General features: G+C 62.4%; 10 protein-coding genes. 4 read left to right on the forward strand and 6 right to left on the reverse strand.

All coding sequences use genetic code 11. The features are described from left to right. The coding region (locus ACTWP6_RS28435) for a DEAD/DEAH box helicase (RefSeq protein ID WP_443189434.1) at window positions 1-805 on the reverse strand (805 nt) is incomplete at its 3' end. Window positions 806-931: 126 nt separating this feature from the next. On the opposite strand from ACTWP6_RS28435, the gene ACTWP6_RS28440 reads away from it, so the two are divergent. Beyond that, window positions 932-4411: an SNF2-related protein gene (locus ACTWP6_RS28440; protein WP_443189435.1), complete on the forward strand. Its 3480-nt coding sequence runs from the start codon at window positions 932-934 to the stop codon at window positions 4409-4411. A 13-nt stretch (window positions 4412-4424) separates the two neighbouring features. Here the strand turns inward: ACTWP6_RS28440 and ACTWP6_RS28445 are convergent, their stop codons facing one another. The 5 genes from ACTWP6_RS28445 to ACTWP6_RS28465 are packed head-to-tail and all read right to left on the reverse strand — an operon-like array spanning window position 4425 to window position 9510. Continuing rightward, window positions 4425-4739, reverse strand: coding sequence for a hypothetical protein (locus ACTWP6_RS28445; RefSeq protein ID WP_443189436.1), 315 nt, complete (start codon window positions 4737-4739; stop codon window positions 4425-4427). Window positions 4740-4741: 2 nt separating this feature from the next. Continuing rightward, window positions 4742-5650, reverse strand: coding sequence for a hypothetical protein (locus ACTWP6_RS28450; protein ID WP_443189437.1), 909 nt, complete (start codon window positions 5648-5650; stop codon window positions 4742-4744). Beyond that, on the reverse strand, window positions 5647-6690 hold the full coding sequence (locus ACTWP6_RS28455) for a TniB family NTP-binding protein (RefSeq protein ID WP_443189438.1): 1044 nt from the start codon (window positions 6688-6690) through the stop codon (window positions 5647-5649). Before ACTWP6_RS28455 ends, ACTWP6_RS28450 begins: the two co-directional genes overlap by 4 nt. A 7-nt stretch (window positions 6691-6697) precedes the next feature. Beyond that, window positions 6698-8761, reverse strand: coding sequence for a Mu transposase C-terminal domain-containing protein (locus tag ACTWP6_RS28460; RefSeq protein WP_443189439.1), 2064 nt, complete (start codon window positions 8759-8761; stop codon window positions 6698-6700). Further along, window positions 8758-9510 carry a TnsA-like heteromeric transposase endonuclease subunit gene (locus ACTWP6_RS28465; RefSeq protein WP_443189440.1) on the reverse strand — a complete coding sequence of 251 codons (753 nt, stop codon included), beginning with the start codon at window positions 9508-9510 and terminating at the stop codon, window positions 8758-8760. The genes ACTWP6_RS28460 and ACTWP6_RS28465 overlap by 4 nt, the downstream gene beginning before the upstream one ends. Before the next feature lie 364 nt (window positions 9511-9874). Between ACTWP6_RS28465 and ACTWP6_RS28470 the strand changes: the two genes are divergently transcribed. From ACTWP6_RS28470 to ACTWP6_RS28480, 3 genes are all read left to right on the forward strand, one after another. After that, a complete protein-coding gene (locus ACTWP6_RS28470; protein ID WP_443189441.1) occupies window positions 9875-10519 on the forward strand; it encodes a hypothetical protein in 645 nt (214 codons plus the stop codon). A 164-nt stretch (window positions 10520-10683) separates the two neighbouring features. After that, on the forward strand, window positions 10684-11652 hold the full coding sequence (locus ACTWP6_RS28475; RefSeq protein WP_443189442.1) for an AAA family ATPase: 969 nt from the start codon (window positions 10684-10686) through the stop codon (window positions 11650-11652). After that, window positions 11645-14194, forward strand: a complete 2550-nt coding sequence (locus ACTWP6_RS28480) for a S8 family peptidase (protein ID WP_443189443.1) — start codon at window positions 11645-11647, stop codon at window positions 14192-14194. The genes ACTWP6_RS28475 and ACTWP6_RS28480 overlap by 8 nt, the downstream gene beginning before the upstream one ends. Window positions 14195-14935 lie beyond the last annotated feature (741 nt).

Below are 14935 nucleotides of genomic sequence, written 5' to 3' on the forward strand. Positions count from 1 at the left end.
TGACACGTCCAGATTCAGTCACCCTCATCGGGTGTCGTGAACAGTACCTTCGAGGTGTGTGACACAGCCTCATTTCCCCGTGTTGGCGTACGTGTCGCACAGCGTTAGCGCGAGAGGAAAAGTCGACGATGATCAGGTCCCACTCGGTCTCCTTGAGCTGGGCCTGAAGCTCCTCGTTGCGCGACAGCTGGTCCATCCGCGCGATCAGCAGCGGGTTGCTTTCGAAGACGTTGAGGTTGACGTTGGCGTCGATGAGCTGGTTGGTCAGCAGGTCGAAGCACAGCCCGAACTTGAAGAACAGTTCGTCCTGCCACTGCTCCACCAGACCGCCGGGCGCGACGATCAGGCATTGGCGCACGTCGTCGCGAAGTAGCAGCTCTTTGATGTAAAGGCCGGCCATGATGGTCTTGCCGGCGCCGGGGTCGTCGGCGAGCAGGAACCGTAGCGGCGTGCGGGGGAGAAGCTCGCCGTAGACCGCGCGGATTTGATGGGGGAGCGGTCGGACGTCGCTGGTGGCCACGGCCAACATCGGGTCGAACAATCCGGCCAGGGTGATCCGTTGGGCCTCGGCGACCATTTTGAAGTCGGTGGCGTTGGCGTCGAACGCCCGGCTTCCGGTCTGGGCGACGGTGAGGTTGTCCTGGTCCTTGCGGAACACCACCTGCTGGCCGAGCGCACCGTCGTTGGTCTTATAGGTCAGCTCCAAAGCGTCGGTGCCGTGCCATTGAGCAAAGATCACTGTGATCACCTGCGCTGGGATCAACCCGTCGATGCGCAGGCCAGGCTTCAACTCTTCCAGCAGCACTGTTTGTCCTCCCCGGTAGATAGCTGACCCACGCTAGTCGACCTCCCCGACAATATCCGGGGTAGTCCGCGAATCGTCGCTAGGTCCGCTAATCTCCCGCAGGAAGCGAGTCGAGCAACGGGGACCATGAGCAGCGACGCACCGCCGTCAACATCGGCGATTGGTGATGAAGTACGAGGGTGGGTAGACGCCGCCAAGGCGGTGGCAGTCGCACGCCACGAGATTGCTAGCGCGGCGGCCACGCAGTCCGCTGGGCTGCGAGCGCGCACGGCGAAGGCGCTGCGCAACAACCGCTACCTCTGGCACGTCATCCCGCTTCGCGCCGACGATCTGCCGCTTGTCCACACCATGGCCAGGGCATCCTGCCTCCCGTCAATTTCTCCAGACGTCCAGCGAGAACTTGACCGGCTCACCACCGAAGTCGCGGCGGCCACGGAGGACCTGAGGAAAGTCACGGGGTTCGGTCGCCTCCTGCTGTTCGGCGGAACCCGCGACAAAGCCAATCAAGCGGCGCAGTTCCTCGCCGACTACCGACGGTGGTTCCTGACTAGCGGTGTTGGACAGGCGATCGACCAGGCCAAGCCGGTCGATGATCCTCGGATCCGCGCCCTCACTGTCCGCGACGTCCTGACCGACTGGGTGGGCTTCAAACAGCAGCTGCCCGACAACGGCCAAACTGCCGAGCTGGTCGACTCGACGACGTTTGCGATCCTGCCGAACGCCACCGCCGTCATCCACCGTGCGGCTAGTGAAGAGTCCAAGCTGCGCAAAGCAGCGGTCGACGCGGGAAACGCCGTCCGCGCCAGAGAGACCGATCGCATGCTGGCCGACATGTCAGTGGAACGGCTTCGCGAAGCCACCCGCGACAAGATCCGCATCGGCGCTCTAGCCGACAACGGCATCACCACTGTCCTCGCGGTCTTGGCTAACGAAGGCATTCTCGAGCACTTCGACGGCATCGGGGAAACCTCCGCAACCCGCATTCGCGCAGCCGCCCGGACACTGCGGCAGAACACCTACGACGAGATGCCGATGCGCATCGACATCAAGAATCGCACCCCGGAGCACACCGACTTCCTTCGGCACCTGCGCGGGTGGGACGCGGCGCGTAGGGCCACCGCTTCGTCGGCGGACATGGCAATCGTCGAAGAGTTGGCGCCCGTCGCGGATGTCATCGACAACGCGGTCACCCACGCCATAGTCGTCCCCACCGCCTTGTCGACCGTCGCGGACTTCCGGGACGCCGTTCAGATAGTCGCCCGAGCTGCCCGAGCGATCGCCGACGCGCAAGACGCCGCGACAATCGGCGATCCCTGGGAGGACTTTCTCACCCGGCCAGCCGACTACTTCGCACTACTGGCTGAACTGGGATTCATCACCGAGGACGACGAGAAGACCCATGGTGACCTACCTACCGAAATCATCGAAGCAGTACGTGATTTCGAGTTGAAGGGCGACTACCTCACTGCATCGCTTCGCGGCTACCAGAGCTTTGCGGCACGTTTCGCGCTGGTCCAGCGCAAGGTCATCATCGGAGACGAGATGGGCCTGGGCAAGACCGTCGAGGCCATTGCGACGCTGGCGCACCTGCGAGCAAAGGGCGACAACAATTTCCTGGTCGTGTGCCCCGCGGCCGTGGTGACCAACTGGGTTCGCGAGGTCAGCGCGAAGTCGAAACTGCCCGCACACCGTCTGCACGGCCCCGACCGGCAATGGGCGGCGAAGAACTGGCAACGCGACGGCGGCGTGGGCGTCACGACCTTCGATACGCTGCGATGGCTCAACGATGAGGTGTCGATCCCGGCGCTTAGTTGCGTGGTCGTCGACGAGGCGCATTACATCAAGAATCCCGACGCGCTTCGCACGCAACGAACCGCGCAGCTCATCGACTCGTGTGAACGGGCGATTCTGCTCACCGGCACGCCACTGGAGAATCGACTTGACGAGTTCCGCAACCTCGTCGGTTACCTCCGCCCGGACCTCGTGTTGGATGCGAACGAATTCGCGCCGAAGAAGTTTCGCCGCCAGGTAGCGCCGGCATACCTGCGTCGCAACCAAGAAGATGTCCTCACCGAGCTTCCCGAACTGGTTGAGGTCGATGAGTGGATGCCAATGTCGGGCGACGACGCCGCGGCGTACCGCTCCGCCGTGGAGCAGCGCAACTTCATGGCGATGCGCCAGGCCACGATGAAGCAGGGAATCAAATCGACCAAGATGCAACGCCTGGTCGAGATCGTTCAAGAGGCAGAGGCCAACGGCCGCCGCGTCGTCGTCTTTTCGCACTTCCTCGATATTTTGAGCGACGTTGCACGGCATATGCCGGGCCGGGTCTTTGGACCATTGACCGGCTCGGTCGCCGCCAGCCAACGCCAGGTAATGGTCGACGACTTCTCCACCGCCAACAAGGGCGCCGTGCTGGTCGCCCAAATCGTCGCTGGCGGAGTGGGTCTCAACATCCAGGCGGCCTCGGTGGTTGTGATCTGCGAACCGCAGCTCAAACCAACCACCGAGTGGCAAGCCATCGCACGGGCGCACCGCATGGGCCAGCTCGAATCCGTTCAAGTCCACCGACTTCTGTCCGACGAAGGAGTCGACCAGAGGCTTCGTGAGATTCTGGCAACCAAGAAGGAACTCTTCGAAAGCTTTGCCCGCGAAAGCGAAACCGCAGCAAGCGCCCCGGAAGCCTACGACGTCACCGAGGCCGAGCTCGCACGCGACATCATCGCTGCCGAACGCGAGCGGCTTTTCGGTCAATCGGTGAAGACCGCGCCCTCGACAGCGCCAAGTGAGCCACCGAAGACGTCGCCCCCGACTGAGAAGCCGACCGTATCTCGACCGGCAACGACGACGACGGAATCTGTCAGACCGACTGCACCAGCGACTCGTCACCGCGTTGTGAGACCTGGACCGCCAGTGCAGAACTCGACTCGTTCGGAGAGCCGTGAGGACCGACCCCGTCGCGTGGTTCCAGAACGCCTTCAATCACCGGCTCCAACCAGCGATGCGCGGCCGCAGGCCTCCAGCTCTGCGCCTCCCGCGCTGCAGAGGTATCCCGTTTTCTCTGAGCCTTTATCACCGATCTCGCAGACACCGGCCGACCGGGTCATCGACAACATCGTTCGCATCGTGGGTGCGGAGGGTCCTCTGACTGGGTGGCGGTTGCACCAGGTCTACCAAAAGTGCGCGACGGGCCGAGAGTCTCACGATGAGTTCTCGCGTCTGCTCAATCGGGCTATTTCAGCTGCCGAGCGGCAGCAGCGCATCGTGTCGGAAAACCCATTGAATCAGTCCGGCAACAAACCACGGACTTTCAGACTGCGGAACCAGTCATCAACCGTCGCACGCGAACTCGGCCCCCGGACGATCGATATTGTGCCTTTGAGGGAGGTGCAGCAGTACTGCCGCACCGTGTCCGCCGGCCAATCGCTATCGGCTGGCGAACTTGTGGAACGGGTGGGTAGGCTGCTCCGCAACACGCACGTCATGAGCGAGCTTCAGAAAGCGGTGCTCGCGGCGCAGCGCATAGATCAGAAGTCCGCTGGCACACGCTCAGGTGACGCGGTGTGTCCGTCGTGCTTTACGATCCATGCCGGCGAGTGCGCTTGACTACCTTGAAATCTCAGCGCGTCAGCACCGTCGCCCAATGCTCGGCCTGTTCGGCGGCGTCGAGCAGTATTCGAGCCAGCGCTCGTGATTGTTCCGCGGACAGCGGACCGTTACCAGCGATGTCAAGGTAGATCTCGACGAAGTCATGAGAGCTGAGTTCTCCGTTGGGGTGTTGAATGGCGGACAGGTGTACGCCGACGTCGCAACCCTCGACGCTTTCCTCGTCGGTATAGACGATCCTGTATAGCTCGTCGCCATCCAGCTGCCAGTCGGTGCATCCTGCTGCGCCGTGGGGCAGCGCAGGTCCAACCTGATCGACCGTCGTCATCATCATCCCCTCGTGTTCTCTTGACTGCCCCTGCGTTCGAGCTTCTTGACATCCGCTGCCGCCAGTTGGCGCAGCCTCCATTCGTAGATCGGATCCGCGGCACGGTAGGGGGCGTCGCCATCCAGGACGAGTTCAAAAAGGTCGAGCATGGCCTTGCCGCGTCTTGCTCTGTCTTTCGCGAGCAGCCGCCTGCGCCACGCCGAGTCGCTGAGCACGGTGGCCAGCCGAATGATCTCGGGATACATGGCTGCGTTGCGGCTCGCAGTGCCCGCGCCTCGTTGGGCTTCATCGGGTTGGAGTTCGGAGAGTCGGAATCCGATCGCTTCCAGCGGTCGCCAGTAGTTCCACTGCTCCACGATGTCGTAGGCGTCGGTGACAGATTGCAGAATCGCGGGCCGGCCGTGTTGGTGAATGAGACGTTGATGCCGCCGGTGTGCAAGCAGAATATCGGCACGTGAGGCGCCAACGATTCTGACGATCGGGCGGGTTGGCTCGGCACGAAAGGCCGTGCCGTTGAGCCACATGCTGTGGTGGACGCACACCACGTTGTCGTGCGTGGACCACACCTGCGGGAAGGAAATTCGTTGCCCGTGTCTGGACGCGCACAGTGGACAGCCGGGCCCGACCGATTCCACTTCGCGCTGCAACAACTCAGGATAGGCGCCGGTATCGCCCGCAATTCGCAGTTCGGGCAGCGCGAAGGCGAGGGCGCGATCGCTCATCGACACGCAGGCGGCGAGAGCGGCTCGCGTCGTTGGCCCCCGGCGGGTCAGCAGTGCTTCCAGGCGAGCACGGCTGATGCCGTTCGCCTTCGCCAGACGGGCGAGGTATTCGGCAAGCACTTCGTTCGGCAGGGGCTTCACCGGACGGGGAAGTGTTGGGTTGCCGATGCTGGACGTGAGCGTTGTCATGATCGTGACCTACCGGCGTTGGGGGCGATCGGGTGGCTGGTTGCGGCCTCCGCTGCGTGGTCGATGATGGCTGCGTCGAGTGCCTCACGCGTGATCGCATCGTCTCCGCTGAGGATGGCCGTGATCGCCGCGACTCGGATGAGATGACTCAGACTGCTGATCGACCCACCCGTTCGTTGGTGTAGGTATTTCGAGTTGCGCGTCAGCGTGCCGTCTCGGTGCTTATACAGGCGCAGTGCTGATTCCATTGATGCGACAAGCGATTTCCATTCGTCGTTGAATGGAAAGTTGCCCGTCTTGATCAGAACGGACCGTCCTGAGATCTGTCGGCCGCGGACTCCGGTGAACAGCCCGGAGCGCTCCACATTGATGCCCGCGTAGACGAATGTGGCGGGCATGTGCTCGCTGAAGTACTTCAGATGATCGGACATGTCCTCGCCGGCGGCACTGGCAAGGTTGAGGTTGTGGATCTCGTCGACAATGACGAGTTCGGTCCGGGCCTCGGTGAGCACGTGGCACACGGCATCGGCGATGTCTGTGGTGTTGTGACGTTGCCGCGTAGGAAGTCCGAGGAAGTTGGCGAACTCTGAAGCGAGCTTGCGGGGCGAGCCTTTCGGCGGTGTCGTGATGTAGACGACAGGTATCCGGTCCTGGCCGGGATACCGGCGGCGTACGTTCTGCTCGTGGATCTTTCCGAGCAACTTGATGGTGGTGGTCTTCCCGCTCGCCCACGGCCCTGACACGATCATGGATCGGCGGGCGCCGCATTCACGTTGATTGAGCAGAGTCAGCAGCCGGCCCTGGCGGGTGATGTGGCGGACCGTTGACGTCTCGATGATGACCAACTCCGAGTGGTAGGCCATGCGTCGGTCATCGAAGGCGAGCTTCTCCGCACCGGTGAGCGTGCTGTCGTAATCGTGATCGGGTAGGTCAAATATTGCGGGTTTGGCGTCGACGAATCTGCGCCAACCATCAAGCGTTACTGACGGCAGCTGACGGGGGTCGAGGTCGGGCTCGGCCGCCTGCTCATCGACGGTCATCTTCGAATCACCATGTGTCGGCCTCCTTCTCGGCGTCGAATACGGGTAGTGGGATGACGTCGGCGATATCGTCGTCCTCCGCCGGAGACAAATGAGGCGTCGGCTTTTCCTCTGCTGGTGGCACTGTGGGTGGTAACTCCGCCGCCGCCCGTGTACGCGCGATGGCTCGGCGGTCCTTTGCGGTGCGGCGACGCCGAGTCGCCGGCTCGGGCGCCACGGACGCACGTCCCAAGAGGTCCTCGACTGCGGCCGTGATCGCCTCTTGCGAGGTTCGCCGCTCTCCTCGACTTGTCTCGAGTTGACGTGCATGCTCCCACAGTGACGACCCAAACGGCTGCGGTGCGGTGTGGAGCTGCGTCCAGCAGGCCATCAGGTAGCCCTCGCCGTGGTGGTTGCGAACCCAGATGCGACTGACGTCGTAGGGGTCGTAGTGGACCTGCCACTGCGCGCCCTTGCCGGGTACCCCGGAGATCTCACCCCGCGCAGCGTCCAAGTCGTCGCTGTCGTAGGTCCGGTAGTCGATGGTGATGCCTGCGGCTGTCACCGTCCGGTACAGGCTGGGTAGGAGCGCGATGTATTGGTCGGAGGTCAACGGTGCGGGGATGTATCCGCTGACGGCGAGCATGGACGCGTACTTCTCGTTCGGGGTCAGCTTTCGTTGCGGGTTCAAGGGGTCCCGCAGTCCATCGTGGGGTCTGTTCTGCCAGGCGACGACGATCCATTCGTCCAGCAGATCCTGAAGCTCTTGCAGTGAGAAAACTGCATTCTGCTCGGCGTTCTTGCCTCGGTTCTCGACCGATGATCCGAGGTAGCCCGTGACGTATTGTGCGAAGAGGGTTTTGACCGATCCCAGGGTGCGTTCGACGATCGGCTTATCGGTGGGCTCGTCCTTGTGCGCAGGCTGCATGCTGATCCCGAGCGATCGGCATGCGGAGCGGAAAGTGCTCGACAGATAGACGGCGCCGTTGTCGTACACGATGTTCTCGGGAACGATGACGGGGCGGGCAGCAGCGTGCTCGAGTCTGTCATCGACAGACCGCATTGCGTGGTAGGGCAGGACCGAGTTCGACATTCGGACGGCATCGATCCATCCTGGCCGCATCGGTTCCGGCGTCATCGATTTCGCGACAAGAAGGGATGCGTCTACTGCCTTCGTCGTAGGTCGGAGAACCGCCGCGACGATTGTGCGCGTCGCAGCGTCGACGAGGCCCGTCAGCTCCACCCGACCCCTCACCGACTCATCGAGCCGGATGCCGACATCGAACGGCGTGGTGTCGATTTGCATCCACTCCCCGGGACGGCTCGCGACGACCTTACCGAACACGCCCTCCGGCTGATGGTTCTTCGTCTGCCGGGTTCGAGCGGATCCAGTGGCGTGACGCGCTTGGGGGAGCTGTTTTATCAGCCGATGAAATGTGGTGTGAGAAGGTAGTTTCACTCCGTCGCCGAACTTGTCGACCACTCGCCGGTCCACGTGCCACTTCATGGCGATCTCTGTGCGCGTCGACTGCAATTCGTTCTCGTTCAGCACCTCCAACAGCACGCCCACGTAGCGACTATCGACCCGACGGGTTGGCGAGCGCCTACGGTGAAGACGGCCGTCAACCAGCCCGGCAACGCCGGATCGTTCGTAACGCCGACGGAGTTCTTGAAAGTACTTCAGGCCCAATGGCTTTCCAGCGGCATCAAGTTCGGAGCATTTGTTGCGTTCTCGCTGTCCGAGTGATGTCGATCGAATGTCGTATCCGTTGCGCGGAGTGGTCTGCGGCGGTGAGCCGACTGGTATCCCGTCGACCACTTCGGAGATGTGGTGCTCGAGCCAGAGGACGCGCTCCTGGACCCGCCTCGGCAGCGCGGAGAAGTAGTCGGGTGGGATTGGGCGGCGACGAACGCTGGGGGATAGGACGTCGAATGAACTGTCCGCGAACAAGTCCGCAATCTTGACTGCTGCGAGCTGACCGTCCTCGCGACGTAGCTTCGCTATCATTCCGTCGATCGCCACCAGCTCGCAGAACTTGCCGTCGTAGCGACAAAAGTCGCCGATGGCGATTCTGGCCGGCTCAGCAGTCATCGTGTGGCCAACCGGATCAGCGTATGTTCACCGATCGGCGCCGAGTCGACATCGACGTCGATCTCGTGCGTCCAGAGCAGGTGATAGAGAGTGGGCAGTACCAATATCGGCTCGCCTGCCGCGAGGGCGGCCGCGCCGATCGTCTTCGGGTTGTGGGCCAATAGCGAGGTCAGGTTGGTAACGACGTCCTGCCGTCGATTTCGCGGGTTCCGGTAGCCGGCGAGCCAACGCAAGTTCGCGGCTCGGATCGGAAGCTGATCTCCAACACGGCGGTAGGTCCACCCAGTACGCCCGCACAGCGCAATGGTCGATTCGAACGCCTCGCGTGCCTCATCATCCACGAGTCGATCTGGTCGCACATCCACGACGACGCCGTCGCAGGATCTGGTTCGGAGGAACACATCAGGAGTGTGCTGGCGCAGCTTGCCTGCGGCCGAAACGAAGCGGAAAGCGAAGGGCTGTACGGATATTCCAATGATGTCTGGATCGAAGTCGGCCGCGATCAGAAAATCACGTTCAACCCACGATTCGAATGAGATGTGCGACTCAGTGGTCGAGCACCACCACTCGCCGGTGAAGTTTTTCTGACCCTTGTACGTCGAGGCTTTGCGGACCGGCGCACTTTTCTCGAACGGCACCGACCACAGCTCGTCGACCGGAATCTGAGCGACAGGGTCACCCTCAGCGGGCCGGTAATCAATCAGCTCGCTGTTTCGAATCTGCGCCGCCGCGCGCCCATGGGTGGGCACGTCTCTGATGGTATGGCCGCCGACCGGGATGACCCTGCCGGACACGCCCGCTGTGGTCCAGCCGCAATGACGGTGGCGTAGCGAGGAACCTGGAGACTGGATACGCGCTGATGCCGACACGGACCGCCGAGCTGAGGCGTGAGCGCATCATCTTCACCAGCACGGCCTATCCCATGTCGGTGGCGATGGACGTGCCGCGTCAGTGTCGGCGTGCATTCCGGTTCCCGTCGATCGAGCAGCAAAGGCTTCGTGGTGGCGTTCCGGCGGGCACTCGCGGGCGAACGCGCCCTCGTCCTGAGCGCCAGATGTTGTCGGACCGCACAGTTACGCTGATCCGTCACCGGCAAGCAGGGGAGGGACCGCCATGAACAAGGCGGAGCGGCTGTGGAATCTACGGGACGGCGTGCTGGCGTGGCTATACGAGCTGCGGCTCGAAGGAGCCACCATTGCAGAGGCGAAACCGGCTGCCTTCATGGAGGCAACTTCTTGGTCTGGCTCTGAAGTCACTCGCGAGGAGGTGAACGCCGCGCTGGAGTGGCTAATGGAGGAGGGCTACGTCGACGGCACCGGCACAATGCAGAGGATCGTCCTTAGGCCGAAGCTGACCCCCTATGGAGAGAAGTACGCGGCGTCGGGCAAGTCGGTGCGGGACCTTCCCGGCGTCGCCGAGGTGCAGAGCCCGTACCTGCATATCGAGGGCAGCAGCGGTGTCGCCGTCGCGTTCAACAGTCCCGGCGCCACGCAGACTGTCAACGTCCGACAGAAGGTGGAACAAGCGCGAACCCTCGCCGATGCGATCGAACAGGTCCTTCCCGCGGTCACAGATGAACAGGCCCGCGCCGCCGCCGAAGAGCTAGTGTCGGACATCCGCGGTGAATCGAACTCTGATTCCCCGTCCCCGGGTCGGCTCAAGACGTTGGCTACCGCTGCGATGACTTCGATCGCGACCGCGGCCGGCACCGAAGTCGGGAAGGTGATCATCGAGGCAGCGCTTCCCCTGATTTCCTGACACCAGATGCGTGCGGCTGCCGTTGCGGGAGCGCCGCGAGCAGCCGTGGATCCTTCCTTCGGCTTGATGCCGCACAGACTTATTCGGCCAGGTATCGGCTTCGCACGCAGCGTCAGACCGTACGATCTACGCTACGCAGCACATTCCGCCAGAAGGGAGGCGTCATGGCTGGCCTCGGCGAGCACATCACGGCGATGGTTCGCAATCACGCTGCCGGCGACGACGCCGCCTTCTATTCCGTCGCACTGCAGATCGCGGCACGCGAGGCCCGGCAAGGGCACCACGTCCTGGCCGACAACATAAAAAAAGCAGTCGACGCGTCGCGTGAACGCGCCCCCCTTGCAAACGTCACCGCACTTCCACGAGTTGGTGGCGAGTTGGCCGAGCTTGTCGAAGCATCGCATCCCCAGGTTCACCTGCGTGAACTGGTGGCGCCGTCGGAACGGACCGCTCAGATCAAGCAGTTGCTCGCCGAGCAGCGTCAGCGGAAGAATCTGCTCGAGCACGGGTTCGCGCCATCGCACCGCCTACTCTTGGTCGGGCCGCCGGGAACCGGAAAGACGATGACCGCATCGGTCCTTGCCACCGAGCTGTCCCTGCCGATGTACACCGTCCGTTTGGATGCCCTGCTCAGCAAGTTCATGGGTGAAACTGCGGCGAAACTGCGCATCGTATTCGATGCCGTGGCTGCGGAACGTGGCGTCTACCTCTTCGATGAGTTCGATGCGCTCGGCGCGGACCGCTCAGGGAACGACGTCGGCGAGGCCCGACGAATACTGAACTCGTTTCTTGTGTTCCTCGAGAACTCCAGCCCCGAATCGATCGTAATCGCAGCGACGAACCACCGATCCATCCTTGACAAGGCGCTGTTCCGGCGCTTCGACGCGGTGCTGGATTACACCCTCCCTGACGCTCGGCAAGCCACTGCCGTGATGCGTGCCCGGCTGGGCTCGCTGATCGAGAGATCAAGCCTGGCCAAGCTTGGCGAGTACACGGACGGACTAAGTCATGCGGACCTGGTGAAGGCTGCGGAATCGGCAGCCAAGGCGGTCCTGATGCGAGGTGATGCGATGGTGGAGCGCGACGATCTCATTGCAGCGTTGAACGCGCGGCGATCGGCCACTATTGCCTGACCATGACCAGGCACTCGACCACCTCTACGTCCAGGGGTACGCCACTGCCGAGAGCTTCGACCGCTACTCCGGAGACAGCGGCGGTGGCGGATTCAAACGCCGAACAGTCAACCGAGGTACTCACGGAGCTGCGCGCAATCAGGAGCTATCCGATACGTTCGGTGAACTTGATGGCGAACGTGGGGACTTCCAACTCGCCGACGATGAGCTCACAGCGCAGGGAACAATCATTGTCCTCGAAGGCGAGGGCGCGTCGTATCCCCTGAAACTCGAGTCGCTGAACCGAATGACCACCCACCGGAAACAGCCGAAGCAGCCCCGCTGGCTCCTGCTGTCGGTCCGGCCAGCTACGGAGACCGCCCCAGAACGGGCGACGGTGTGGGTGGCAGACGCGCACCGCGCCGCGTTCATGAAGCTGTTCGAGGACTACCTTAGTGGCCTCACCAAAACAGGGCAGCCGCCGAACCAAGACCTCGTCGCCAACATCTCCCGGATCCGCAAAGCCGTTCTCGCTGATCTCTGGACGTCTGACGGTGACCCACCGCAGCGGGGACAGCACTGGTGGGAGCTCTGGCTGGACACCTCCAGTGGCGATATCGAAGCCATCAACGCGTTTGTGAACACCTACCAGCTTCGGATGCTGCCTCGGTCGATCCAGTTCCGTGACCGCTTCGTGGTGTGGGTCGAGGCTACCTGGAGCCAACTCGAACCGCTGCCGTTCACACTCGTGCCGCTGGCGGAGATCCGCAGGCCAGAGTTCATCGAGACGATCGAGGACCTTCCTCCCGCTGGACAGGACGAATACGTCCAAGACTTGGCCGAACGCTTGATTTTCGCCGACAGTAGCGCACCAGCAGTGTGCCACTTGGACACAGGCGTGCTGCGTAGCCACGTCCTGATCGAGGCATCCCTCGCGCCAGAGGACCTACACACCATCGTCGGCGCTTCGGGAGCGGACATGGATCCGCGCGGGCACGGTACCTCGATGGCCGGCCTCGCGCTATTCGGTGATCGGTTAGACGCGGACCTGCAGAGCAATGACCCCGTTCAGCTCCGGCATCGCCTGGAGTCCGTGCGCATGAAGCCGGGTTCCGACGAGGCGCAGATCGATCCTTTGGACTACGGAAGCGCCACGATCCAGGCGGTGGCACTCCCGGAAATCACTGCTGCACGTCGACGCGTATTCGCCCTCACGTTGAGCACCAAGCCTGACAACCCCGGGGACCCCACACTGTGGTCCGCTGCCGTCGATGCCCTTGCTGTCGGCACGGAAACCAATCGCGACGGTGACCACTTCCGACTGATCTCGGAGCCGGATCCCGATGTCGCACGCCTCATCGTCGTCGCTGCGGGCAACGTCGACTCCTATATGTTGGAACACGGCGACAACTCCGACCTTGCTGCGATCGAGGATCCCGCTCAATCATGGAACGCGTTGACGGTTGGCGCGTTCACTGACTTGGCTGAAGCGCCGCAGCATCCTCAGTACAAGGGCTGGACACCACTCGCAAAGCCTGGTGATCTCTCGCCCCACAGCCGAACGTCGATGTTGTTTCGACACCGTAGCGCGCCCATCAAGCCTGACATCTGTATGGAGGGCGGCAACGTCCTCACCGACGGCGCCCAAATGTTCGAACCCAAGCTCCCCAGCCTGTCTCTGCGGTCGACTGGGAACAGCAACAACGTCGCACTGGCCTCCGCCAACGCCACGAGTGCCGCGACGGCCCAAGCGGCACGTCTGGCGGCATTGGCCATGGAGCGATACCCCGACTACTGGCCGGAGTCGATCCGTGGCCTACTGACCCATGAGGCGGAATGGACTCCGGCGATGGCCCTTAAAGTCCAAGCTGACCAGACGAAAGCCATTCGCCTCGAACAGCTCCGGCGCTACGGGTGGGGCGTCCCGGCAGAGGACTCCGTTCTCAATTCATCGCGGCGCGCAGTCACCCTGGTCACTCAAGATCAGTTCGTGCCGTTCGATGGCAGCAACTACTCGATGCGGCGCTTCCGACTGCACACGCTTCCGTGGCCTACAGAAGCACTTGAAGAACTTGGGTCTGCGCCGGTTCGGCTACGAATCACGTTGTCGTACTTCATCGAGCCGTCTGCGTCGCGACGCGGGTGGCGGCAGCGGTATGCCTACGCGTCTCACATGCTGCGGTTCGACATGCAAGGTGAGTTGGAAACGCGTCAGCAGTTCGTCGCTCGAATAAACCGAAATGCTCAACTTCAGGAGGACGGCAGGTCCGGCGCGGCAACAACGTCCGCGAGATGGCTCCTCGGGGAACGTCAGCGCCACCTCGGATCGCTGCACCAAGACGAGTGGCACGGCACCGGAAGCGAACTCGCGCAATGTAATTCCGTGGCTATCTACCCCGCGGGAGGGTGGTGGAAGAACAATAGGCGACAGGATCGGATTGATGTGCCAGTGCGCTACTCGCTGATCTTGTCGCTCAGAACCCCCGAGCAGGGCGTGGACCTATACACGCCGATCGCGACCCAATTGCGGATTCCTATCGAGACCGAGATCACCACCGAGTGAAATGGCGCACGCGTGTGACACAGCAGCACGAACCGCAAGAGGAAGTCATAGAGCCGAAAGCGTCACAGTGACAAAAGGATTGCGCTGGGCACTGTCCCACCCAACGGAAGAATTTCGAGTCTCTCAGGATGTGTAACCAACCGCCGGCAACGAAGCGCGATTTCTCGGATCCTTCCGACCGGCAGGCGATGGCAGTGGGGCAGGCCGGCGATGAACCGGCTACAGCCTCAAATCCGCCGGAGCGAACGTTTGGACAGCTCCCAGGTATCCATGTCTCGGACGAGTTCGATGAACCGCTCCCAGATGCGGAAATCGCTTTCTGGGAAGCTGATTCAACAGACCGACTCGACTCGAACGCGCGCGAACTAGAGGGGCTCAGTAGGGTGCGGCATCGCCAATATGTCACGTGACGAAATGCGTCTGCAGCCGGGGAGGGTTGGGCAATTGGCCGAAAGTGAGTGTGCTGCCGGACTCGGCACGAAGCCGATTGCGCTACGAGCGCGGAAGCGTCACGAGACGCACAACTTGGTAGACGAAAGACTGGAAAGCCCTATGCGCTGGTAGGCAGACTGGTGAAAAAGTCGGAGATCAACTGCAAAATGACATCGGACAGCTGTCCGTTCTCATCTGACCTGATGTATGGACGGCGTCCTGAACTGCGGTGTATCAGTTCGGGTGAGAATCCGACGGGTCAGCTTTCTCATTTCATCTGATACAAGAGGTTCGCTGGTCGTTAGCGTC

It is taken from the genome of Mycobacterium sp. 4D054, assembly GCF_052245755.1.
Classification (GTDB): Bacteria; Actinomycetota; Actinomycetes; order Mycobacteriales; family Mycobacteriaceae; genus Mycobacterium.

Coding starts and splice junctions, on each gene's coding strand:
- ACTWP6_RS28460 (WP_443189439.1), bottom strand. CDS start 8,761: ATGACTGCTGAGCCGGCCAGAATCGCCATCGGCGACTTTTGTCGCTAC.
- ACTWP6_RS28440 (WP_443189435.1), top strand. CDS start 932: ATGAGCAGCGACGCACCGCCGTCAACATCGGCGATTGGTGATGAAGTA.
- ACTWP6_RS28455 (WP_443189438.1), bottom strand. CDS start 6,690: ATGACCGTCGATGAGCAGGCGGCCGAGCCCGACCTCGACCCCCGTCAG.
- ACTWP6_RS28445 (WP_443189436.1), bottom strand. CDS start 4,739: ATGACGACGGTCGATCAGGTTGGACCTGCGCTGCCCCACGGCGCAGCA.
- ACTWP6_RS28475 (WP_443189442.1), top strand. CDS start 10,684: ATGGCTGGCCTCGGCGAGCACATCACGGCGATGGTTCGCAATCACGCT.
- ACTWP6_RS28450 (WP_443189437.1), bottom strand. CDS start 5,650: ATGACAACGCTCACGTCCAGCATCGGCAACCCAACACTTCCCCGTCCG.
- ACTWP6_RS28470 (WP_443189441.1), top strand. CDS start 9,875: ATGAACAAGGCGGAGCGGCTGTGGAATCTACGGGACGGCGTGCTGGCG.